Raw genomic sequence first — 19,751 nt, forward strand, 5'->3', positions numbered from 1 at the left:
CGCTCGCGCCGCCGGTCTCGGCGCGACGAGTCGAACGGTTCAAGTATTCGCTGGCTGTTCGTATCCGTATGAAAGACCAGGGACGCTCCACGCGCAAGCGGACCGGCGGCCGACTCAAGCACGCCTCGAACAAGAAGCGCCACCAGCTCGGCCGCGAGCCCGCCGAGACGACCGTCGGCGAGACCCGACTCCAGTACATCGACTCCCGCGGCACGGAGAAGAAGGTCCGCGCCCTCTCGACGAACGTCGCGCAGGTCGCCGACGACGGCGAGGTCAGCGAGGCCGAGATCGAGAACGTCGTCGACAACCCCGCGAACGTCAACTACGCCCGCCGGAACATCGTCACGAAGGGCGCCGTCATCGAGACATCCGCCGGCCGCGCACGCGTCACCTCCCGCCCCGGCCAGACCGGCCAGGTCAACGCGGTCCTGCTCGACTGAACGCGGCCTTTCTGAAGGTATTTCAGCCCGCACGCCCACCAGCGACGCGTGTACCTCGGCGTCGACGAAGCCGGCAAGGGACCCGCGCTCGGACCGATGGTCGCGGCGGCGGTCGCCGCCGACCCGGCGGACCTCCCCGCCGACGTGGACGACTCGAAGCGGGTCGCGCCGGCCAGACGCGAGGAGATAGCGGCGGCCCTCCGGGGCGACCCGGCCGTCGCCGTCGGCGTCGCCCGCGTTGACCCCGACGAGATCGACCGCCCCGACACCGACATGAACACCCTCACCGTCCGTGGTCAGGCGCTGGCGGTCCGGGACGCCCTCGCCGACCTCCCCGCTGGCGTCGCCGAACCGGTCCGCGTCGTCGCCGACGCGGGCGACACCAGCGAGGAGCGGTTCGCGCGGCGGCTCGGCGAGTTCGTCGAGGGCGACGGTGCGGACGGAGCCCGCGGCGACGATGGGGCCCACCCCGCGGTCGACGTGACGGCCGCCCACGGCGCCGACGAGGACGACCCCGTCGTCGGCGCGGCGAGCGTCGTCGCCAAGGTGGTCCGCGACGCCGCGATGGCCGACCTCGACGCCACGTATCCCGACTACGACATCGGGAGCGGCTACCCGAGCGACCCGGCCACGCGAGCCTTCCTCGCCGCGTACGTCGGCGACCACAGGGCGCTACCCGACTGTGCGCGCGAGTCGTGGGCGACCTGTGAGGACGCGCTGGCGGCTGCCGAGCAGTCGGCGTTAGACGAGTTCTGAAAGCGGGCCGGAGCCGCTCGGCGCTCAGCCCTCAGAACAGCCCGGCGATGACCCCGCCGAGCGTCCCGACGATCGTCTCCCACACCGAGAAGCCGGTCGCGATCGCCAGCACCGTGTCCGCGCCGAAGAAGGCGAACAGCAGCGCGGAGCCGAAGTGCGCGAGCCGCATGTCGACCCGGCCGGCGAACGTGTGGAAGAAGTAGGCGTTCGCGAGGCTCACCGGGATGATCGCGAGCATCTCGCCGGCCCAGATGGCCGAAGTCGCGCCGTACTGGACCGCCAGGCCGATGGTGACGAGCTGCGTCTTGTCGCCGAACTCGCCGGTCGCGGTGAGCAGGAAGATGGGGAAGAAGCCGCCGAGCGACCCAGAGTACCTGTCGAGCCGCCCCGGGAGCGAGAGGTCGTCGAACGCGGCCAAGCCGCCGTCGGTGCGCTCCGCTTCCGGGGTCGTCCCGCGCGACGGCGCGGACCGGTACAGCAGGACCGCGAAGACGAAGAACAACACCGCGGTGATCGCGTCCAACACGACCGGCGGGAGCGCCGACTGGAGTGCCTGCCCGAACGCGATCTCCACGGCGGTCCACCCGGCGAACGCCGAGCCGGCGGCCGCGACGACGACCTTGGGATCGTACCGCGTGGAGAGCCCGGCGATCATCAGCTGTACCTTCTCGCCCGGCAGCACCGCGAGCTGCGTCACGAACGCGATCGCGACGATCTCGACGTAGCCGGTCATGCGTCGCCCGCCTCCTGACCGTCGGTCGCGGCGGTCGACTCCGCGGCGCGCCGGACGTACACGCGGTCCGCGACCGCCTCCGGCAGCCCGTGTTCGTCCCCGTCGCTCGTCCGGACGGTGACCAGCCCGAAGGAGGTGATATCGACGACCTCGACGGTCGTTCCGGGCGTTATCTCGGCGTCGACGAGGAACTCCAGCACGTCGGGGTCGCGGTCGCTGACGCGGGCGACCGTTCCCCGTTCACCCGGATCCAGCGCCGCGACGAGCGTCGTCCCGGCGTCCTCCGGCGTCGAGAGGTCGGCCGGCGGGATCGGGTCACCGTGCGGGTCGGCGGCGGGGTAGTCGAGGACGCGCTCGACCCGACGCGTGAACTCTTCGCTGACGTGGTGTTCGAGCGCGTCAGCCTCGTCGTGGACCTCGGTCGCCTCGTAGTCCAGCTGCTCTGCGAGGAACGCCTCGATGAGGCGGTGTCGGCGGACGACCTCCAGCGCGGCGACCTCGCCCGCGGGCGTGAGCTCGACGCCCGTGTACTTCTCGCGAGAGAGCAGGCCGCGGTCGGCGAGCGTTTCCACCATGCTTGTCACCGTCGCGGGGGTCTTGTCGAGCGAGTCCGCGACCTGCGAGGTCGAGACGGGCGGTCCCACCCGCGACTCGATCCGATAGATCGACTTGAGATAATCTTCGACGGCGTCGGTCGGCATAGACGTTTTTGACCGGTCTAAATTAATAGTTTGTCGGATGCGTTTTCTGTTCTTGCCAAAGGCATAACGAGAGGCGAGTCGAAACGGTGATCTCGAAAACCGTCTCTGTGAGCGATCGGAAACCGATCGAACGTCACATCCGGTCGAGAATTAGGGGTCGCCGACGCGCGGTCGGTCGGCTTATTTTACCGTCAGCAGGCGGCGCAGGATGTCGCCGTACGCTGGCCGGGTGATCAGCACACCGACCAGCACGCCGAGGACGGTGAAGATGGCGAACCCGGAGAGGTCGCCGAGCGACAGCACCATCAGCGGCGACATCGCGATGATGGTCGTGGCCGCGGCCGCGCCGATCACCCAGAACGCCCGCCGGAACCGGGAGTCGAACACTTTCTTCGAGTTCACGTCGCCCTCGCTCATCACCTCGTCGGCGATGATGACGAGGTCGTCGACACCGGTCCCGACGACCGCGATGAAGCCGGCGATCACCGCGAGTTCGAGCGGGTAGCCGAGCAGCGCCGCGAACCCGAGCAGGGCGTACACCTCCGTCAGCGCCGTGACGATCATCGGGAGCGCGACGCGCGGTTCGCGGTAGCGGAGGAACACCATCCCGGCGACCGCCAACACCGACAGCACGCCGATGACCAGCGAGTCCGTCCGGAAGTTCTCACCCTGCGAGGCCGAGATGGACGAGGAGGTCCCCTCGCCGCTGATGTCGAGGTCGGCCGGGAGCGCGCCGGCGCGGAGGTTCAGCGAAATGGTCTGCGCCTCGGCGAACTCGCCCGTCGTGAGCCGGAAGTTCCCGGTGTCGGCCCACGAGCCGACCGCCATGCTGTCCGCGAGGCCCGGGTCCATCCCGAAGGAGTTGACGACCTCGCCGTCGACGACGAGTAGGAGACACGGGTTCGAGTTCTCTATCTCACCGGTCTCCTCGTTGTATCCGCACCGGTCCGCCCCCGTCTGGTACGCGTCGGCGAAGCCGCGTTGCGCCACGGCGTCTTGGAAGGAGTGCGCCGGCGACTGGCCGCTCTCGGCGGTGTTGCGCACTGTGACCGGGACGTACGCTCCGGTACCGCGGTCGCTCTGGGCCGCGGTCCCGATCGTCTCGAAGTCGCCTTGGGTCAGCGTTCCCTCCTGAACCGCGGTGCCGTTTCCGGCCGGGTACGCGATGTCGATCCGGACGGTCCCGCGCTCCTCGAGGAGGTCGATCACTTCTTGCCGGCCTTGCCCCGGCACCTCGACGAGGATGAAGTACTCCCCGGTGATCGACTGGATCTGTTGGACGCTGCCGCCCGAGAGGCCCGCCTCGTTGATCTTCCCCTGGATGACGTTCATCGTCTCGTCGCGCGTCTCCTGCGTGACACCCGACCGAACCTCCGCGTACTCGTAGCCCGCGGCGTCCATCGCCGCGCGGAACTGGGACTCCGTCACGGACGGCTTCGTCACCTCGACCGCACCCTCTTCCGGAACGACGCCGACGTTTCGGACGGAGGCGTTGTCCAGTTCGGCCGCGACCGCGTCCGCGACGCTCTGGGGCGTGTCACCGCCGAACGCGACATCCGTCGCGGTGTATCCCGAAAGCGGCGCGCGGACCCGCGTCCCGCCCGCCAGATCGAGGCCGTACTGGAGGTTCGTGACCCCCTGCTGGGCCTCGCTGACGTTCTCCCCGGGCGCCGGCTCCGGCCCGAACCCGGGAGCGAAGAGCGCCACGGACGACCCGATCACGACGACGACGAGCAGCAGGATTCGCCAGTTCTTCTTGATCGGTTCGAGCATTACCGCGCCACCCCCTCGAACTTGTACCAGCGAAGCAGCGAGACGTTCATCAGGTACGTGTTCATCAGGTCGGCGCAGAGCCCGACCGCGAGGATGATCCCGATGTCACGGAGGAGCCCCACCCCGAACACCGAGGCGCCGATCGCCATCACGACCATCGCGGCGATGGAGGTGAGCGTCATCGTCACCCCGGTCCGCATCGCGCGGCTCACGGACTCGTAGAACTCGCCCGTGCGGCGCAGCACGGAGTCGTTCAACAGGATGTCGGAGTCGACGCTGTACCCGATGATCATCAGCAGCGCCGCGATCGTTCCGAGCGTCATCTGGATGCCGAGGAGGTTCATCGCCGCGATCGGGATGACGAGGTCGGAGAATGCGGACGCGACGACCGCCAGCGAGGGGACGAACGTCCGGAACAGCGCGAACACGAGCACGCTCATCCCGAGGAACGCGAGCGCGACCCCGAAGAGGGCGGTCCGGGCGGTGTCGCTCGCGAAGCTCGGCGACACCTGATCGACCGCGGTCGTGGTCAACCCGGCCGCCTCCGCCTGATCCTGGAGGTCGTTCGCGAGCCCCTCGGGGTCGTCCTCGGCCGCCTGGAAGGTGACGACGACGACGTCGTCGCCGGGGATCGTCCGGACCGAGTCCGGCTCCCGGTCGAAGGCCGTCCGGATCTGTTGCTCGGCGTTACCCCCGTCGTCCGCGACTCGCAGCTCGACGCCGCCGGTGAACTCCAGTCCCAGGTTCGCCGGCGCACCGGTGGCGACGACCCAGCCGCCGATGATCGCCAGCGCGAGGACCAGAAACGCGAGCGGCACCGCCGCGAGCTGCCGGTTCGAGTAGTCGGTGTAGTTGACTTCCGGCACCTCGATCGCTACCATAAATACCGCTTCCTCCGCGGGCGCGAATAAGCCTTCTTATCTGGTGGGCCGACGGCGGCGACCGAGGCTGTAACCCCCCGCGTTACGGGAGGTACCGCACGGCGACGACGCCCGGCTCCGATCGGATCTCGACGCGGTTCACGCCCAGTCGGGCGGCGCGCGAGAGCGTCCCCTCCCGGTCGTCGATCACGTCCGCGACCGCCGCCTCCGTCTCCGACTCCGGCGGGGTCAGCACGTGGACCTCGCCGACGCCCGCGCGCTCCTGCCGGGCGAGTTCTCCCGACGGGGTCTCCGCGGCGAGTTCGCGCTCGTGAACGGTCGGCGGCTCCGGGCTCTCCTCTATCGAGAGCGCGCGGCGCGCGTCGACCTCGACCACCTGATATGTGACCTCCATCGGCGGGTCGGGGGCGACGGTCGCCTCGACGGCGTCGTCGACGTCGAGGCCGGGGTTCGAGCTCAGCGTGTGAACCTGTCCGTCGTGGACGTCTTTCAGCACCGCCGAGTCGCTCTCGACGTGCGTGACGAGGAACGTGCTCTCCTTCTCGTCGGTCATTGCGCCCGGCTAGTCGCTCTGACGACTTCGGGCTTTCGAGCCGCGGCCGCGGGCCGTCGTTTCACGCCGGCCCGCCGGCGTCGCCCGACGCGTCGCCGTCGACGGCCGCGCCGTCGTCAGTCCCGCCGCGGAGTCGAAAGTGCGTCGCGAAGACGGCGAGCGCGGCCGCGACGGGCGGGACGAACCCCGCCAGCTGCGGGAGCGCGTACAGCGCGTTGACGAGGACGGAGCCGCTCGGGTCTCGGAGCCCCTCGGGCGCCGAGATGACCATTCCGAGGTACAACGAGAGCAGGAACAGGAAGCCGGCGACTCCCATCCACCGGTCGTACGTGGCCGCGACCCGGTCGCCGCGGCGGTGGCGCCGGGCGACGAACAGTATCGGCGCGAGCAGCGGGCCGACGGCGCCGAGCCCGGCGACCACGAACAGCGACCGCGAAAACAGGAACGTCCCCCCTTGCGCCGACACGGTCTCGCCCATCCAGACGACCAGGGCGAGAGTGACGACGAGCGCGACGAACCCGGCCGCCAGCGCGCCGAGCGCGGCGTACGCCCGCATCGTCCAGGACTCGGTCGCGCGGAACGCGTACGGGATCGCGCCGAACACCCCGCGGTAGGCGTCTGCCATCGACTCCGATAGGGGCGTCAGCGAATTAAACCCCTCGTCGTCGGGAAACCATTTATACGCGCGACCGGATCCCCCTGACGTGGGTCTCTACGACACGTATCTCGCGACGCGCCACCGTCTCCACGACGCCGAGCCGCCGGCGCACGTCGCCCTCGTCCTCACGGAGCGGGACCTCCTCGCCGACGGCGCGTTCGACACGCTGTCGTCGGCCATCGGCTGGGCGTTCGAGTACGGCGCGGAGCGCGTCACTGTCTCCGTCTCCGTCCTCGACGGGGCCGTAGCTCCGACGCTGATCCGCGAGCTCCGCCGGCTCGATGTCCCCGCGGAGACGGTGGTCCGCGGCCCAGACGCCGACGTGCCGGGGGAAGGGGGAAGCGACCTCGGCGGCGACTCCGCCGCGGGCGACACCGACGCGCCGGTCCGGATACTGGTCGGCCTCGGCGGTAAGGCGGAGTTCGCCGGCGCCGTCCGCGAACTGGCGAACGACGTCGCGGCCGGCGAGATCACGCCGGACGCCATCGACGAGGCCGACGTCTCGGAGCGGCTGCTATTCCCCGAAGAGCCCGACTTGGTCATCAAGACGGGCGCCGAGCGGCTCTCCGACTTCGCAATCTGGCAGTCCGTGTACGCCGAGCTCTACTTCACCGACGTGAACTGGCGCGACTTCCGCAGGCGGGAGTATCTCCGCGCGGTCTTGGACTTCCAGGACCGACAGCGCCGGTTCGGCCGCTGACGCGCTCGAACCGCGGCCGTCGAGTTCCGCTACCAGACGAACGCGAAGAGCGCGGTGAACGTCACCAGCGCGCCCACCGTCGAGAGGATCGGCACGACGTTCTGCATCAGCACGACGCGCGCGCTCGTTCCCGGGTTGAACAGGTCCGACGCCGAGGGGACGTCGCTCGCGTCGCCCTCCCCGATCGCCGGCATCTCGTCGGCCGTCAGCGCCCCGACGGAGACCGTCGGTTCCTTCTCGCCTTTGATCCCCTGTCGGACGGTCACCGTGCGGGTCGCGCGCCCCCAGCCGAGCCCGACGATCGACATGGTCGCGATGATGACGAACGACGCCGGAATGCCGACCGCGGAGAGGCTGATCACGATCCCGGAGGAGACGACCGCGACGACGATGGCGGCCGTCAGCGGGAGGTCGGTGATGTCGTTGCCGAGCGTGTCGAGCGTCCGTCGGGCGATGGTGAACGCGCCGACCGCGACGGCGGCGCTGCCGAGGAGGATCATCGGCGTCATCTCCACGCCGTCCAGCGCGACCAGCGGCGCGATGGCGTTCGCGATGTTCGAGGTGCCCGAGGAGAACGCCATCAGGCAGCCGATCGCGATGACGACGACTCCTCCCGTCAGCTCGCGTCGGGTCGTGTTCGGGCCGAGGGTCGGGCGCGGTATCGGCCCCGACCGGTCGAACTCGAACAGCGCACCCTCCGTGCTTTCGATCGCCACCCAGCGGTCGATCGCCGAGTAGAAGTAGCGGCCGACGACGCCCGAGACCCAGAACCCGATGATCGGCGCGACGAGCCACCAGATCGCGATCTCGCCCATCACCGCCCAGTCGAGGGTGTTCGTCGCGATCCCGAGCCCGGCGATGGAGCCGACCGCCGTCATCGACGTCGACGCCGGGACGCCGGCGAAGTTGCCGACGAACAGCGCGCCGCCGATGAAAAAGAGGACGATGATGCTCGTCTCCAGCGTAAACACGTTCGCCCCGGTGACGAGGTCCTCGCCGAGCGTCGTGACGACGCGCTGGCCCAGTGTCCCCGCCCCGACGAAGAAGAACACCGACATCAGCCCCGCCGCGCCGGCCTTCGATAGCACGTCCGCGCCGACCGCCGGCCCGAACGCCGGTCCCGTCGTCGCCCCGCCGATGTTGTATCCGACGAACGCCGCCACCGCGACGCCGACGAGAAGAAGAGCTTCGACCATATACGAGAACAGACGACGCACGCGCTGTTAAACGGACGGGGTCCGTCCGCGTCGGCACCGGCCGCCTGCCCTCGCGTCGCCGCCGACCCCTGACACGAGTGCGACGCGGCGGACGGCTACCCGCCCAGGAAGTCCTGTCGCACGCCCTCGTCCGCGAGCAGTACGTCGCCGCGGTCGGTGTAGCGGTTCTCGCCGTTCACCAGCACGTACCCGCGGTCGCAGCGGCGCAGCGCCTCTTTCGCGTTCTGCTCGACCATCAGCACCGCCGTCCCTCCATCGTTGATCCTGTCGATCCGGTCGAACATGTCGGAGACGAGGTCCGGGGCGAGGCCGGCCGAGGGCTCGTCGAGCAGCAGGAGGTCGGGGTCGAGCATGAGCGCTCGTCCCATCGCGACCATCTGCCGTTGCCCGCCGGAGAGGGTTCCGGCCTTCTGCTCGCTGCGCTCCCTGAGGATCGGGAAGCGGTCGTAGATCGTCTCGATCTGGTCTTCAGGCACCTCGTCGAGGATGTACGCGCCCATTTCGAGGTTCTCGCGGACGCTGAGTCCGGGAAAGACGTTGTCGTTCTGCGGGACGAAGCCGACCCCCTCGCGGATGATCTGTTCGGGCGCCAGCCCGTGGATCGGCTCCCCCTCGAACTCGACGGTCCCGCCCATGTGGGTCGTGAGCCCGAAGACGGTCTTCATCACCGTCGACTTCCCGGCGCCGTTCGGCCCGACGACGGTCACGTACTCCCCGTCGGCCACGTCGAGGACCACGTCGGAGAGGATCTGGAGGTCGCCGTACCCGGCGTCGAGGTCGCGCAGGCGTAGGATCGCGTCGCCGTCGATCGCGTGGTCGGTGCCGGCGGTGGCAGTCGCGTCCGAATCGCCGGCTTCGCTCGCTTCCGTCTCGGCGGCTGTCGTCTCCGCGTCGTCCGCCGCTGCGTCGGCCGTCATAGCTCCTCACCCAGGTATGCCTCGATGACCCGCTCGTCGTTCCGTATCTCGTCGCCGGTCCCCTCGGCGAGCACGCTGCCCTGATGCATGACGATGACGCGTTCGCAGTTCTCCATGATGATGTCCATGTCGTGCTCGACGAGTAGGAAGGTGTAGCCGTCCGCGCGCAGGTCGTGGATCCGGTCGAGGAGCTTCTCCTCTAAGGTCGGGTTGACCCCGGCGAGCGGCTCGTCGAGCAGCACCATCTCGGGGTCGGTCATCAGCGCCCGGGCCATCTCCAGCAGCTTCCGCTGTCCGCCGGAGAGGTTCCCCGCGTGTTCGTGCGCGAGGTGATCGATCTCGAAGAACTCCAGCGTCTCCCACGCCCGCTCGCGGAGCGCGGTCTCCTCCTCGACGACGGCGCCGCGGAGCCCGGGCGTCACCGCGCGGATCGCGGACTCGCCGAGCTGCCCCTGCGGCGCGAGCATGAGGTTCTCCAAGACGGTCATCTCGGAGAGCTCGCGGGCGATCTGGAACGTCCGGACCAGCCCCTCCCGCGCGATCTGGTGCGGTTTGAGGCCGGTGATCTCCTCGCCCTCGAAGTACACCGACCCGCCGGTCGGCTCGTGGACGCCGGTGATACAGTTGAATGTCGTTGACTTGCCTGCGCCGTTCGGCCCGATGAGCCCGGTCAGCGAGCCGGACTCGACCTCGAAGGAGGCGCCGTCGACGGCGGTGACGCCGCCGAAGCGCTTGACCAACCCCTCCACGCGGAGCGGGGGTGCCTCCGAGGGAGACCCCGACGGGACGTGTTTCGCCGCCTCCTCCACCTCGCTGTCGTTCGCCTCGGGCTCGCCGATCGTTCCGTCCGTCGTCGCGGTGACGGGGTCGGTGGCGGCGACGTCTCCCGGGTTGGGCGCGTCCGCGTCGGTCTCGGCGGAGTCGCTCGGGTCGGGGGCGTCGCTACTCATCGCTCTCACCTCCGGCGGGCCGCTCGGAGAGGTCGACGGCCGCGGCCGTCTCGATCCGGTCGCCGAGGATCCCCTCGGGCCGTCGGTGGATGATGAACACCAGCACGAGCCCGAGGAAGACGAACTGGAGCGGCGCGACGTTCTCGGTCGCGTACGCGAGGAACGTCACCGGGTCCAGCGAGGCGACCGCGTCGGCGAACGACGGCGGCGTCTGCGCGTCGATGAGTCCCCGGACCGTCCCGCCGACGCGGCGGGGCCCCTCGAACAGTACCGCCGCGAAGACGATCCCGCCGAGGACGGAGCCGGTGTTCGACCCCGACCCGCCGATTATCACCGCGATGAACACGTAGAAGGTGAGGAGCGGCCGGAACTGCGGCGTCGGCGAGACGTTGCCCTGACTGCCGAACCAGAGGATGCCAGCGAGCCCCATCAGCGCGCAGCCGATGACGAACACCTTGATCTTCACGAGGTTCACGTCCTTGCCGAGCGAGTCGGCGACGAGCTCGTCCTCCCGGATCGCCTTCATCGTCCGGCCGAACGGCGAGCGGCCGAGGCGTTCGAGCAGGAGGTAGAAGCCGACGAGGAAGGCGGCGAGGACGGCGATGTACCCCCACCCAATGAGGATCGGCTGCGAGATGCCGAGGCCATCGCTCCCGAAGACGCCGAAGACGAGGTCGCCGAACGCGGTCGGCGTCCCCGCCTGCCCGTCGACGAGGAACAGGTCGCGGACCGGGTTGTCCGGCATCCCCATCCCGCGACCCCCGCCGGTTCCGGCGCCGACCGTGTCGCGCAGGAAGTTGTCGAAGGCGCTCGACTGGAGCGACAGGCGGACGATCTCCGAGAGGCCGAGCGTCACGATGGCGAGGTAGTCGGCCTTGAGCCGCAGCGCCGGCAGCGCCGCGACCGCGCCGAGCAGCGCCGCCATCCCCATGCCGGCGACGATCCCGACCGGGAGCGGCAGCCCGAGTCCGGGCGGGCCGAACGCCGGGTCCGGCGACCGGACGACCATCCCCATCGTGTACACGCCGACGGCCATGAACCCGGCGACGCCGATGTTGAAGAGGCCGGTGTACCCCCACTGGAGGTTCAACGCGAGCGCGGTGAGGGCGTAGACGAGCCCGAGGAACGTCAGCGTCTCTAGGAGTCCGACGACGCTGTTGAGCCCGTCGGTGAACGTCAGCAGCGTCGCCGCGGCGTAGATCGCGAGCAGCGTCCCGACCACGAGCCCGAGGTCGCTCTCGCGGGCGGCCTCGACCAGCGCCGCCGTCGCGCTCTCGGGCGCCTCCGACCCGCCCGCGGACGGCCCGGAGGCGGAGCCGCCGGGTGCGTCGGCGTCGCTCATGCGGTCGTCACCCCGCCGAACAGTCCCTCTGGGCGCAACAACAGCATCAGGATCATCACGGCGAACGCGGCGGCCTGGTTGAAGTCGGAGGGGATCCAGATCGTCGAGGTGGTGAACACGACGCCGATGACGAGGCCGCCGACGATGGCGCCGTAGACGGAGCCGATCCCGCCGAGGATCACGGCCGCGAAGATGAGCAGCAGGAGGAGCCAGCCGAAGTCGAACTGGATCGTCCCGCGGAGCAGCACGTAGAGGTAGCCGGACGCCCCCGCGAGCCCGCCGCCGATGATCCACGTGGCGGTGACGACGCGCTCGGCCGGGATGCCGGTGATGAGCGCGAGGTCCTTGTTGTCGGCCATCGCCCGCATCGCGGTGCCGAGCTTCGTGTGCTGGAGCATGCCGTGCATCGCGAGCATCAGTCCGAGCGCGGCCACGAGGATGGTGAGCTCGTGCGCGTTCACCGAGAGCCCGAGCGGGTCGAACGCGAGGTTCGACGCGTCGACGCTGGCGGTCACGCCGCGCCGGTCGGAGCCGTACCCGAACTGGAGCAGGTAACGGACGATGAGCGCCGCGCCGATAGAGGCGATGCGCAGGGAGATCCCGTCGCGATCCCGCATCGACTTGTAGAACGCGCGGTCGAGCGCCACCGCGAGCAGCGCCGTGACGACGAACGCCGCGACCAGTCCGACGAGGATCGCGCCCGGCGTCGTGAGGATGTGCGCGCCGATGTCGCCCGGCGAGGCGTTCCCGGCGTCGCGGACCGTCAGGAGCGCGCGGACCGGGATGTCGCCGAGGCCGGCGATCAGGAACGCGACGCCCCACCCGGAGAACGCGCCGACGCTGACGAGGTCACCGTGCGAGAAGTTCGCGAACGAGAGGATGCTGTACGTCATCGAGAGGCCGATCCCCGCGAGCCCGATCACGAGGCCGATCACGACCCCGTTCCAGAGGTTCGAGCCGAGCCGGTCGACGGAGAGCGACCCTCCTATCGGGCCGAGGCCGACACCCGCGAGCTTCGCCGCGAGGTCGACGAGGAGCAGGCCCGCAAGGAGGACGACGAAGAGAAGCCCCGGCCGAGCCCGCGCCGCGTCGACGATCGACGAGTCAGTTGTTCCCATGTGTACGTCTCACTGACACAGGGTGGGTCACCGAGCGGTAAATAACTCGCTGTTCGGACAAACATCGATACCTCGAAAGCGCCTGACAGCTGTCTCCCCCCGCCGCGTCCCGAACGCGGCCTCAGTCGCCGCCCGCGGCCCGCGCCCGACGCCGCGCCGCCTCCGGCGAGCGGCCCTCGCGCAACAGCGCCTCGACGAACAGCTCGCCGGCCTTGTACGACGACCGGACCATCGCGCCCGACGCGCAGTAGAGGAAGTCGAACTCCTCCTCGGCAACCCGCCGCCACGTCTCGAAAACGTCGGGGTGGACGTACTCGAACACGTCGAGGTGCGAGCGCGAGGGCTGGAGGTACTGGCCGAAGGTGACCACGTCGACGCCGACCTCGCGGAGGTCGCCGAGCGTCCGGTACACCTCGTGGTCGTACTCGCCGACGCCGAGCATGAGGCTCGTCTTGGTGTGGATGTCGGACCTCTTGTCGACCCGATCGAGGACGGCGAGCGACTGCTCGTAGTTCGCGCGGCGGTCCCGGACCGGCCACTGGAGGCGCTCGACCGTCTCGACGTTGTGGGCGATCACGTCCGGCCCGGCGTCGATGATGCGATCGATCGCTTCCGGGTCGCCCTGGAAGTCCGGGATGAGCGTCTCGACGAGGATCTCGGGGTCGCGGCGCTTGATCGCCCGGATCGTCTCGGCGAAGTGCGCCGACCCGCCGTCGGCGAGGTCGTCGCGGTCGACGGACGTGAGGACGACGTAGTCTAACCCGATCTCCGCGACCGCGTCCGCGACGTTGGCGGGCTCGTCCGGGTCGAGCGGCTCCATCCCGCCCGTCTCGACGTCGCAGAAGTTACAGCCGCGCGAGCAGCGGTCGCCCATCAGCATGAACGTCGCCGTGCCCGGGCCGTCGTTCCCCGACCAGCACTCGCCCATGTTCGGGCAGTTCGCCTCCTCGCAGACCGTGTGGAGGTCGTGCTCGCGGAGGGTGGACTTGATCTCCGTGAACCGACTCCCGGACGGCGGGCGCGACTTCAGCCAGTCCGGCTTCCGGCGGCCGCGTGACATGGATGATCCTTAGCGTCCGAGCGCAAAAGGATGCGGGTCGCCGAGGCGGCCCGGGGTCTCGCCGACCGCGGGTTCACGCCTCGGGACCGCCCCGGCTCACGCCTCCGGGACAAACACGTTCATCGACGGCGTCTGGATCCCTTGGAACTTGTTCTTCCAGTTGTACGCGATGTTCAGCACGCGCCGCCGGTCGCCCGGCGGTCCCGTCACCACGCTCACGGAGGTCCCGTCTTCCGGGATCTCGACGCGGGTGTCCCGCCAGTCGAACCCGGCGAGCAGTTCCGAGGGGTTCTCGACCGACACCGTCCCGCTGTTCCTGTTCACCTCGTAGAGGCGGTAGGCGTCGGCTTCGAGCAGCCGCTTGATCTCTTCAAGATCGTCGTCGAAGTGTGCTTCGAGCGCGTCGGCGGTGTGGTAGCCGCAGACGATCAGGTGCGCGAACGTCTCGACGTTGCGCGGGTTCTGCTCGGCCTCGCGGAGGTGGTCGAAGTACGCGAGTTTCTCCTTGCGGTCGAGGTCGAGGATCGCGTTGACGATCCGGGCCGCCTCGCGCTCTCCCTCCGTCGCGTCCGAGTCCGCGAGGACCTCGTCCGCCCGCGACCCCGTGTTCTGCCCCCGCGAGACGTCGAGGACGTTCTTGAGGTGTTTCGCGCGGTCGTACACCGCCGACTTGTACGACCAGTCGCGGACGTCGTCCGGGTAGCCGTCGAACTCGCGAAGGAGCGCCTCGCGGTCCTCGGGGAACCCGATCCCCTCGCGGAAGTCGCTCCACGCCGTCGCGTCCTCGAAGAGCCCGAACTGCGTCAGCGTGTCCTGCCCGAGGTTCGCCCGCGTGCCGCCGCTCGCGACGAACTTGGCCTCGACGAACGTCTCCCCGTCGGGCGACTCGACGATCAGATCGCCCAGCGAGTCGTAGGAGTTGCCGGCGTGGCGAACCGCGGTCAGGTCGGGGAAGTCGCTCCGGAGCCGATCGGCGAGCGCCTCGCCGAGATCGGGTCGCCCCCGCTCTTCGAGGTCGGCGTCCGGCTCCGCGCCGTTCGCGAGCTGCGCCGTCAGCTTCTCCGTGGCCTCGACCCAGCCGCGCTCGTGTTTGCCCATGTGGCGTGTCGGTCGGCGACGGGAAATAAAGGAACCGCGTACTGGCGGCGAGCTCCCGACCGCCGTCGGTCGTCGGATAAACCGTGCCGCGAACGAGGTGCGTTTAATTCGGTCGCGTCCGAACGGCCGACCAACGGCGTGTGTAAAAATGGATGAGGTCGCCCCCGGGCTCCTCGTGGGGACGATGTCGGACGCCGAAGACGAGTCGCTGCTCCGGCGCCGCGGCGTCGACGCCGTCGTGTCGCTGACGCACGACGACCCGGACACCGGCGCCGTCGCTCGCGTCGACACGCCGATGACGGACGGGCCGCGAAACGAGTACGAGGCGTTCGCCACCGCCGCGGAGACGGTCGTGGAGCGGCGCGAGGCCGGACAGCGCGTCCTGGTTCACTGCTCGGCCGGCGCCTCCCGCAGCCCGGCGGTCGCCGCGGCGGCGATGGCGCGACTGACGGACAGGGGCCTCGACGAGGCGTTCGAGCAGGTGCTCGCGCGGCGATCCGAAGTCGACCCGCACGACGCGCTGGTCCGGCGGGCGGCGACGTTCGTAACCGAAGGTAGCGAATGGGCGGCGAGGTCGCAGGAAGAGCCTAGGCCGAGATTTGAACTCGGGGTCTCGTCCTTACCAAGGACTTGCTTTACCGAGGAGGCCTTCGGCCCTGAAAGCGGCTACCTTTGCCGCAAACGCCCACTTTGCGCGCTTCTCATCTCTCTATTAGCAACGCTACTTATAAAAGAATTGGGTATTCAGCCCCGTATGCCGTCTGTGGACACCGGAAATCGACAAACGTGTTCGGGTGAGTGTTGCCCCACTCGACACACCATAATTGTGAGGGGTGCTGTGCGGTTCATATGTGTGGCCCCATTGCATCGAGTGAGGGAGTAACACGGTCGTTCAGATATACTGTGGTGAATCAGCCGGAAAGTAGAGCGTGCGAGTCGGTCACGACTTCCCAATCAAAACGTGGCCTAGCGGGTTGATGAGTACAGGAAACCACTTGAGTATGATTGGCGCCCACAATACGACTTCGTTCCCCCGCATTTTTATATGGAAAACAGCAAATTCACGCACCCGTGCTTGAGTTAACTAAGTTCGAGGCAATCTACCTGTTGATGTCGCTATTCACTGTAATTATTGGATATCTCGACTTTACGTCGTTTTTATCACTTGGTGAGGGGCTGGTACTCCTCGCGCTCTGCGTGATGTTATTGCTTATGAGGCGAGTTGTCGATAAATAAGTGTACGTACTGAAGACCAATTCACTGGCTTCTGTGTGAAAGAAATTGGGCCCTATGCTGAACTCATTCTCTGAATACACCGTTACAAATCATATTTTGAGGGGTCACAAAGTGCGATGCGTACCTCGTCGGCAGAGATGCTGAATATCACGACTTCCAACCCGTGTTCAGTGGCGATGTTGCGTATGCTTTCCGGGGCATTTTCCGGGTCGGCTTCCACAGTATCACCCCCGGTAGCGCGTCGAGAATCCGTATCCAAAGTGGTTGGTTCTCGTGTTTCAATCCTCCCTCGCGTGGGAGATTGCCGGAGACCCACTCACCGGACAGCCCCGGCACGGCCGTATCGCCGCTATCGAACTCGAATCCAGAATAGCCCGCCTCTTTGAGTTCTTGTCTCACACGTTCCCAATCGGTCATTAGTCGTCTAATCGAACAGTGCCGACGTAAATATGCCGTCTGTACTGAATGATACGTGCTTCACCTGTACTTACCGAAGCTACTCACCACATCGAGGGCCTTTCGTCTTAGTCGTCGTCAGCGGTGTACGCGCCGCCACGGCGCTTGGCGCGTGCGACGACGAGCCGCTGGTCGTCCTGCCGGAAGCTCACGGAGAGCCGGAACTCTCCGACGCGTATCTTCTTGTACGGGCTGTTCTGGAGCGGCTCACCGTAGTCCGGCGGGTCGCGCCACGGCGAGGAGACGATTTCATCGAGCTTGTCGAGTATCCGGTCTTGGTCGGCGGGGGACAGTCCGTCGAGGTCGTCTTCGGCGGTCGAGGAGAGTTCCCACGTCCACCCGTCGTCACTCATCGCTCGTGCCGAACCGCTCGCGGGCTTCCTCGGCGCTCGTCGTTCGTCCCTCGCGGATGTCTTCCTCGGCTTCGAGCAGGGCGACGAGTTCGTCGCGGTCGAACGTCGGGAACTCGACGGCGTCTCGAAGGGTGTACCGGATGAACTCGCTTCGGCTGTTGAACCCACGCCCCTGCCACGTATCGTCTATCTGTTCGAGGAACGACTCGGTGAGCTTGAAATTCACCGTGGCGATGTCGTCCCTGCCGTCGTCGTTTGTGGCCGCTTCGGACATATAGACGTAATACGCTGGTCTTACCAATAGTCGTTTCGGCGGAGGCTCACTCACCGCGTAACCGACGTGGATAGTCGCATCGAGGAGCAGTTCTATCACATTCCTGACTACGGTTCATCGTCCGTCCTGTGAGTGTGGATTAGCGAAATCCGGGGTGTCCCTTGAGGGGACGCGCCCCCGGTCTATTTCGGGGCTAATCCGCCGCTGTCCGCGAATTAGTTTGTGTGTCCTGATAGTTTGACGAATCGCATTACGGCGAGAGATGCCCTGTTTAGCGAGAGAAGCGAATCTTGAACGGGTTTCGTTCAGACGAGTGTAGCCGGAAAAGTGTGCGTACAAGGAGTGTTCGGAGGAAAGAGCCTAGGCGGGGATTTGAACCCCGGCTCTCGTCCTTACCAAGGACGCGCTTTACCGCTAAGCTACCCAGGCACGCACTCAGTCGTTGACCGGATTCGACTTTATGGGTTTCGATCCGCGGGCGCGACGTCCGGGAATCGGGACCGGTTCCGGCGTCGTCCCCGAGCCGGTCACCGATCGGTCGCGCTGACGGCGCGATCCGAGATATCGGCGATACGGTCGGCGGTCGTCTCAGGTAGCGCCCGGCCCGCGGGCGGGAACTCGCCGTCGCAGTCGGCCGCGAGGTCGCGGGCGTACGCGAGAAGTTCCTCGGGCGGGTCGCCGCCGACCGCCGTGGTCCCGGCGACGACGGCGAGTTCCAGCGCGTCGACCTCCAGGTTACGGTCGAGCCCGACCGCCGTCTCGGCGTCCGTCCCCTCGCGGTCGCGGAGCGTCTGGTCGCGGCCGAACGCGCGCACCACGTCGACCGCGGGGCGGGCGGCGTCGGTACACGCCAGGAGCGAGAAGCCGCGGGAGACGAGCACGTCGGCAGCGAGGATGTCCATGTCCGCGTCGATGTCGGCGGCGGTCGGCGCGGTCACCCACGGCTCCTCGCGGGCCACCGTACGGGTGAGCCGCAACCCCTCGTAGATGAGCTGTACGCCGGCGGCGCGATCGGTCACATCGCCGAGCTCGACGTCGGGGTCGAGCGCGCGAGCGGTGACCAGCGCCAGCACGCCGGGGGTCACCGCCGCCTCGCCGATTCGCGCGTCGAGGGCCTCGCGGAGCTGTTCGGGCTCGACGTCCGCGAGCGCCTCGCGCGCGGCGTCACGCGCTCGCGCGGCATCGTCCATTGGTAACCGGTAGACGAGCGAAGGGCAAAGACCTTTGGAAACGAACGGGATTCCGTCCCGTGATCCGAACCCGAACCGACGGCGACGTGCGCGTCGTCACGCTCGATCGCCCCGAGGCACGCAACGCCCTTCGGCCCGCCGACCTGACCGACCTCCGAACGGCGTTCGAGGAGCCGGAAGCCGGGAGGGACCCACCGGTGACGTTCCTGCGCGGCGCGGGCGACGCGTTCTGCGCCGGCGCCGACCTCGACGCGGTCGCCGCGCTCGACGACCCGGGGGCGTTCGCGCGGCGGGGGCAACGCGTCGCCGCCGCGATCGAGGAGTCGCCGTCGGTCGTCGTCTGCGGGATCGACGGGCCGGCCCGCGGCGGCGGCGTCGAGCTGGCGCTCGCGGCGGACGTGCGGGTCGCGACCCCGCGGGCGACGCTCGGCGAGCCCGGCGTCTCGCTCGGCCTGTTCGGCGCGTGGGGCGGGACGGTCAGGCTCCCGCGCGTCATGCGCGAGGGCGACGCGCTCGACTTCGCGCTCTCGGGCCGGGTCCTCGACGCGGACGCGGCGCTGCGGACCGGGCTCGTCTCGCGCGTCGTCGACGACCCGCGCTCGGTGGCCGACGAGATCGCGGCGGGCGAGCCGGACGCGCTCGCGGCGATCAAGCGCCGGATGCGTGACCGGCGCGAGAGCGGGACGCAGGAAGCTGCGGAGGCGACGGCGTTCGCCGATCTTCACGACGCGCACGCGGACGAGATCGCTCGACGGAGAGGGGAGTGAGTCTCCGCGTCGACGGCGGTCGCGTCGCCGCGCCGTCCCGATGTGACAGGTTTAAGTGAGTCTCCGATCAAATGTGGGATACGAAGCACGCACCGGTAGTGTAGTGGTATCACGCAACCTTGCCATGGTTGCAACCCGAGTTCAAATCTCGGCCGGTGCACTCCTTTCAGTCGTTCCCCGGCCTGACTCCCGTTCGCTCCGCTCACGGGAGTCCCGGCCGGTGCATCTCTCGAACGTAGTGAGAGATATCTTCATGAGATCTGAACGCTATCAATTATTTATAAATCGACGGTAGATCGGTGGAGCACACCTCCAAAGCCCCAGCCGCGAGGCCGCAGTACGCTCGTTGCGCTCCTCGCTCGCGTTGCTCGCTGCGGTGTCGCCGGCGGCGGAGCCGCCGGCTGCCCGTGGCGCGTCGCGCCACGCTGCTTACGTCGTCATCAGAACGCTCCGCGTTCTGATTGGCTCACGAGAGCTTTTCTCTCGTGAACGCCTACTGCGGCCCCGCGGCTGCCCCTTTGAGTCCCGCCCCGCAACCCTCCGCCACGCGCCCCACGCCTCCCCCGCCCCGTCCCCCG

The 19,751-nt window shown here is 68.3% G+C and carries 22 protein-coding genes and 2 tRNA genes; 6 read left to right on the plus strand and 18 right to left on the minus strand.

Going from position 1 to position 19,751, the window contains the following annotated elements; all coding sequences use genetic code 11:
* Window positions 1–68: 68 nt before the first annotated feature.
* Window positions 69–440 carry a 30S ribosomal protein S8e gene (locus B9G38_RS02395; RefSeq protein ID WP_049931684.1) on the plus strand — a complete coding sequence of 124 codons (372 nt, stop codon included), beginning with the start codon at window positions 69–71 and terminating at the stop codon, window positions 438–440.
* 48 nt (window positions 441–488) lie between these two features.
* Window positions 489–1,196, plus strand: a complete 708-nt coding sequence (gene rnhB / locus B9G38_RS02400) for a ribonuclease HII (protein ID WP_086219357.1) — start codon at window positions 489–491, stop codon at window positions 1,194–1,196.
* Between the two features lie 31 nt (window positions 1,197–1,227).
* Here rnhB and B9G38_RS02405 read toward each other — a convergent pair whose 3' ends face one another.
* The 6 genes from B9G38_RS02405 to B9G38_RS02430 form a co-directional block, all read right to left on the minus strand.
* Entirely contained in the window at window positions 1,228–1,929 is a 702-nt protein-coding gene (locus tag B9G38_RS02405) for a TMEM165/GDT1 family protein (RefSeq protein ID WP_049931682.1), read from the minus strand.
* Complete coding sequence (locus B9G38_RS02410) at window positions 1,926–2,630, minus strand: metal-dependent transcriptional regulator (RefSeq protein ID WP_086219358.1); 705 nt, start codon at window positions 2,628–2,630, stop codon at window positions 1,926–1,928. The genes B9G38_RS02405 and B9G38_RS02410 overlap by 4 nt, the downstream gene beginning before the upstream one ends.
* A gap of 180 nt (window positions 2,631–2,810) precedes the next feature.
* Window positions 2,811–4,403 (minus strand): preprotein translocase subunit SecD, encoded by a 1,593-nt coding sequence (locus tag B9G38_RS02415; RefSeq protein WP_086219359.1) that lies wholly within the window; start codon window positions 4,401–4,403, stop codon window positions 2,811–2,813.
* Window positions 4,403–5,284 carry a protein translocase subunit SecF gene (gene secF / locus B9G38_RS02420; RefSeq protein ID WP_086219360.1) on the minus strand — a complete coding sequence of 294 codons (882 nt, stop codon included), beginning with the start codon at window positions 5,282–5,284 and terminating at the stop codon, window positions 4,403–4,405. Before secF ends, B9G38_RS02415 begins: the two co-directional genes overlap by 1 nt.
* Before the next feature lie 82 nt (window positions 5,285–5,366).
* Window positions 5,367–5,837 carry a DUF5812 family protein gene (locus B9G38_RS02425; RefSeq protein ID WP_086219361.1) on the minus strand — a complete coding sequence of 157 codons (471 nt, stop codon included), beginning with the start codon at window positions 5,835–5,837 and terminating at the stop codon, window positions 5,367–5,369.
* Window positions 5,838–5,898: 61 nt separating this feature from the next.
* On the minus strand, window positions 5,899–6,462 hold the full coding sequence (locus B9G38_RS02430) for a hypothetical protein (protein WP_049931677.1): 564 nt from the start codon (window positions 6,460–6,462) through the stop codon (window positions 5,899–5,901).
* A gap of 79 nt (window positions 6,463–6,541) precedes the next feature.
* Here B9G38_RS02430 and B9G38_RS02435 point away from each other — a divergent pair, with 79 nt between their 5' ends.
* Window positions 6,542–7,195 carry an undecaprenyl diphosphate synthase family protein gene (locus B9G38_RS02435; RefSeq protein ID WP_086219362.1) on the plus strand — a complete coding sequence of 218 codons (654 nt, stop codon included), beginning with the start codon at window positions 6,542–6,544 and terminating at the stop codon, window positions 7,193–7,195.
* 29 nt (window positions 7,196–7,224) lie between these two features.
* Here B9G38_RS02435 and B9G38_RS02440 read toward each other — a convergent pair whose 3' ends face one another.
* The 7 genes from B9G38_RS02440 to B9G38_RS02470 form a co-directional block, all read right to left on the minus strand.
* Window positions 7,225–8,391, minus strand: coding sequence for an inorganic phosphate transporter (locus B9G38_RS02440; protein WP_049931675.1), 1,167 nt, complete (start codon window positions 8,389–8,391; stop codon window positions 7,225–7,227).
* 116 nt (window positions 8,392–8,507) lie between these two features.
* Window positions 8,508–9,329: an ABC transporter ATP-binding protein gene (locus tag B9G38_RS02445; RefSeq protein WP_176455110.1), complete on the minus strand. Its 822-nt coding sequence runs from the start codon at window positions 9,327–9,329 to the stop codon at window positions 8,508–8,510.
* Window positions 9,326–10,279 (minus strand): ABC transporter ATP-binding protein, encoded by a 954-nt coding sequence (locus B9G38_RS02450; RefSeq protein ID WP_086219363.1) that lies wholly within the window; start codon window positions 10,277–10,279, stop codon window positions 9,326–9,328. The genes B9G38_RS02445 and B9G38_RS02450 overlap by 4 nt, the downstream gene beginning before the upstream one ends.
* Complete coding sequence (locus B9G38_RS02455; protein WP_086219364.1) at window positions 10,272–11,621, minus strand: branched-chain amino acid ABC transporter permease; 1,350 nt, start codon at window positions 11,619–11,621, stop codon at window positions 10,272–10,274. The genes B9G38_RS02450 and B9G38_RS02455 overlap by 8 nt, the downstream gene beginning before the upstream one ends.
* Window positions 11,618–12,739 carry a branched-chain amino acid ABC transporter permease gene (locus B9G38_RS02460; RefSeq protein WP_086219365.1) on the minus strand — a complete coding sequence of 374 codons (1,122 nt, stop codon included), beginning with the start codon at window positions 12,737–12,739 and terminating at the stop codon, window positions 11,618–11,620. The genes B9G38_RS02455 and B9G38_RS02460 overlap by 4 nt, the downstream gene beginning before the upstream one ends.
* 121 nt (window positions 12,740–12,860) lie before the next feature.
* The gene (gene lipA / locus B9G38_RS02465; protein WP_086219366.1) at window positions 12,861–13,799 is read right to left on the minus strand and encodes a lipoyl synthase; all 939 of its coding nucleotides are present in this window, start codon (window positions 13,797–13,799) and stop codon (window positions 12,861–12,863) included.
* A gap of 96 nt (window positions 13,800–13,895) precedes the next feature.
* Window positions 13,896–14,897, minus strand: coding sequence for a hypothetical protein (locus B9G38_RS02470; RefSeq protein ID WP_086219367.1), 1,002 nt, complete (start codon window positions 14,895–14,897; stop codon window positions 13,896–13,898).
* A 148-nt stretch (window positions 14,898–15,045) separates the two neighbouring features.
* Between B9G38_RS02470 and B9G38_RS18480 the strand changes: the two genes are divergently transcribed.
* A complete protein-coding gene (locus tag B9G38_RS18480; RefSeq protein WP_233127148.1) occupies window positions 15,046–15,780 on the plus strand; it encodes a dual specificity protein phosphatase family protein in 735 nt (244 codons plus the stop codon).
* Between the two features lie 500 nt (window positions 15,781–16,280).
* On the opposite strand, the gene B9G38_RS02485 is transcribed toward B9G38_RS18480, so the two are convergent.
* The 5 genes from B9G38_RS02485 to B9G38_RS02505 form a co-directional block, all read right to left on the minus strand.
* Window positions 16,281–16,550, minus strand: a complete 270-nt coding sequence (locus B9G38_RS02485; RefSeq protein WP_233127149.1) for a hypothetical protein — start codon at window positions 16,548–16,550, stop codon at window positions 16,281–16,283.
* A 107-nt stretch (window positions 16,551–16,657) separates the two neighbouring features.
* A complete protein-coding gene (locus B9G38_RS02490) occupies window positions 16,658–16,942 on the minus strand; it encodes a type II toxin-antitoxin system RelE/ParE family toxin (protein ID WP_086219368.1) in 285 nt (94 codons plus the stop codon).
* A complete protein-coding gene (locus B9G38_RS02495) occupies window positions 16,935–17,216 on the minus strand; it encodes a ribbon-helix-helix domain-containing protein (protein ID WP_086219369.1) in 282 nt (93 codons plus the stop codon). Before B9G38_RS02495 ends, B9G38_RS02490 begins: the two co-directional genes overlap by 8 nt.
* A 357-nt stretch (window positions 17,217–17,573) precedes the next feature.
* Window positions 17,574–17,645: transfer RNA gene (locus B9G38_RS02500), tRNA-Thr, on the minus strand.
* 98 nt (window positions 17,646–17,743) lie between these two features.
* Window positions 17,744–18,406 (minus strand): hypothetical protein, encoded by a 663-nt coding sequence (locus B9G38_RS02505; RefSeq protein ID WP_049931667.1) that lies wholly within the window; start codon window positions 18,404–18,406, stop codon window positions 17,744–17,746.
* Window positions 18,407–18,465: 59 nt separating this feature from the next.
* On the opposite strand from B9G38_RS02505, the gene B9G38_RS02510 reads away from it, so the two are divergent.
* Together B9G38_RS02510 and B9G38_RS02515 are read left to right on the plus strand one after the other, a co-directional pair.
* Window positions 18,466–19,173, plus strand: a complete 708-nt coding sequence (locus B9G38_RS02510; RefSeq protein WP_086219370.1) for an enoyl-CoA hydratase/isomerase family protein — start codon at window positions 18,466–18,468, stop codon at window positions 19,171–19,173.
* An 89-nt stretch (window positions 19,174–19,262) separates the two neighbouring features.
* A tRNA-Gly gene (locus tag B9G38_RS02515) sits at window positions 19,263–19,333 on the plus strand.
* Window positions 19,334–19,751 lie beyond the last annotated feature (418 nt).

Source organism: Halorubrum sp. SD612 (genome assembly GCF_002135005.1).

Coding starts and splice junctions, on each gene's coding strand:
- B9G38_RS02395 (WP_049931684.1), top strand. CDS start 69: ATGAAAGACCAGGGACGCTCCACGCGCAAGCGGACCGGCGGCCGACTC.
- B9G38_RS02405 (WP_049931682.1), bottom strand. CDS start 1,929: ATGACCGGCTACGTCGAGATCGTCGCGATCGCGTTCGTGACGCAGCTC.
- B9G38_RS02410 (WP_086219358.1), bottom strand. CDS start 2,630: ATGCCGACCGACGCCGTCGAAGATTATCTCAAGTCGATCTATCGGATC.
- B9G38_RS02415 (WP_086219359.1), bottom strand. CDS start 4,403: ATGCTCGAACCGATCAAGAAGAACTGGCGAATCCTGCTGCTCGTCGTC.
- secF (WP_086219360.1), bottom strand. CDS start 5,284: ATGGTAGCGATCGAGGTGCCGGAAGTCAACTACACCGACTACTCGAAC.
- B9G38_RS02425 (WP_086219361.1), bottom strand. CDS start 5,837: ATGACCGACGAGAAGGAGAGCACGTTCCTCGTCACGCACGTCGAGAGC.
- B9G38_RS02430 (WP_049931677.1), bottom strand. CDS start 6,462: ATGGCAGACGCCTACCGCGGGGTGTTCGGCGCGATCCCGTACGCGTTC.
- B9G38_RS02440 (WP_049931675.1), bottom strand. CDS start 8,391: ATGGTCGAAGCTCTTCTTCTCGTCGGCGTCGCGGTGGCGGCGTTCGTC.
- B9G38_RS02445 (WP_176455110.1), bottom strand. CDS start 9,329: ATGACGGCCGACGCAGCGGCGGACGACGCGGAGACGACAGCCGCCGAG.
- B9G38_RS02450 (WP_086219363.1), bottom strand. CDS start 10,279: ATGAGTAGCGACGCCCCCGACCCGAGCGACTCCGCCGAGACCGACGCG.
- B9G38_RS02455 (WP_086219364.1), bottom strand. CDS start 11,621: ATGAGCGACGCCGACGCACCCGGCGGCTCCGCCTCCGGGCCGTCCGCG.
- B9G38_RS02460 (WP_086219365.1), bottom strand. CDS start 12,739: ATGGGAACAACTGACTCGTCGATCGTCGACGCGGCGCGGGCTCGGCCG.
- lipA (WP_086219366.1), bottom strand. CDS start 13,799: ATGTCACGCGGCCGCCGGAAGCCGGACTGGCTGAAGTCGCGCCCGCCG.
- B9G38_RS02470 (WP_086219367.1), bottom strand. CDS start 14,897: ATGGGCAAACACGAGCGCGGCTGGGTCGAGGCCACGGAGAAGCTGACG.
- B9G38_RS18480 (WP_233127148.1), top strand. CDS start 15,046: ATGGATGAGGTCGCCCCCGGGCTCCTCGTGGGGACGATGTCGGACGCC.
- B9G38_RS02485 (WP_233127149.1), bottom strand. CDS start 16,550: ATGACCGATTGGGAACGTGTGAGACAAGAACTCAAAGAGGCGGGCTAT.
- B9G38_RS02490 (WP_086219368.1), bottom strand. CDS start 16,942: ATGAGTGACGACGGGTGGACGTGGGAACTCTCCTCGACCGCCGAAGAC.
- B9G38_RS02495 (WP_086219369.1), bottom strand. CDS start 17,216: ATGTCCGAAGCGGCCACAAACGACGACGGCAGGGACGACATCGCCACG.
- B9G38_RS02505 (WP_049931667.1), bottom strand. CDS start 18,406: ATGGACGATGCCGCGCGAGCGCGTGACGCCGCGCGCGAGGCGCTCGCG.